The sequence below is a fragment of the Bariatricus sp. HCP28S3_D3 genome (assembly GCF_052065755.1).
In the GTDB taxonomy this organism is placed as follows: domain Bacteria; phylum Bacillota; class Clostridia; order Lachnospirales; family Lachnospiraceae; genus Allocoprococcus.
Map to the genome: position 1 here is coordinate 1 of NZ_JBQHTK010000094.1, position 795 is coordinate 795.

The 795-nt window shown below is 45.4% G+C and carries 1 protein-coding gene and 1 pseudogene; both read right to left on the bottom strand.

Going from position 1 to position 795, the window contains the following annotated elements; genetic code table 11:
- Positions 1-190: pseudogene (locus ACTNB3_RS17850) on the bottom strand (hypothetical protein); the annotation flags it as partial.
- Between the two features lie 5 nt (positions 191-195).
- The gene (locus ACTNB3_RS17855) at positions 196-705 is read right to left on the bottom strand and encodes a helix-turn-helix domain-containing protein (protein ID WP_441019036.1); all 510 of its coding nucleotides are present in this window, start codon (positions 703-705) and stop codon (positions 196-198) included.
- Positions 706-795 lie beyond the last annotated feature (90 nt).

A 795-nucleotide genomic window follows, 5' to 3' on the forward strand; every position in this document is an offset into this window, starting at 1 on the left:
GTTCTACAAAAGCAAATATGCTGACCGTTCCATTTCGGGTATATTCGGCATCCGTTTTACGGTCATTCCCGGGAATCATTGGCAGGGGCTCCCTGGCTTCGCCCAGAAGCTGGTAAGGCTTTTCATCCATGCAGACAACCGGGTGCTTTTGGTCATAAGGAAGCTCATATACATCAAGGACATCCTCCATGCAGGCTATGAATTCCGGGTCTTCTTTTGCCGGGATACACCAGTAGTCGTTTTTGTGAGGTCGAAGTTTGTTTTTTTTAATGCATTCCTGATCGCCTCTCTGCTTACAGGTGTTTCCAGGATGACTTTCGATTCTTTCTCCAGCAGGCGGATCGTCCATCGGGAGTGTCCTTCCGGAACCGGCCCACAGGCAAGCTCAATAAGCCGGGCTTCTACGCGCCCGTCAACCTTGCGCCTTGCATTATCTGAATTTATGCTTCTTTTAAATTCAGTGACAGCATCAACACCGCCGTTTATGTATTTTGCAACGGTATTTGTGACTGTTGCCAGACAGACGCCGTTTGACCTGGCGCTCTGCTCATGGGTTAGGATTTTTCCATGTGCCTCATCCATGTCAAGGAGTATCTGGCATCTGCAACGTATTGTTTTTGATGTTGCCTTCTTACGGATTATGGATTTGAGTTCCTTGTATTCATCTTCTGTAAGCTTAATCACATATTTTCTAGGTCTTGCCATAGGGATCACCGCCGTTTTTTTTTAGTATATATCAAAACGGCTGTATTTACCAGCTTAATTTGATTATATATCAGTATGTCAACACACTAG

Bases quoted from the DNA above. Each gene is read 5' to 3' on its own strand.
- ACTNB3_RS17855 (WP_441019036.1), bottom strand. From the start codon at position 705: ATGGCAAGACCTAGAAAATATGTGATTAAGCTTACAGAAGATGAATAC.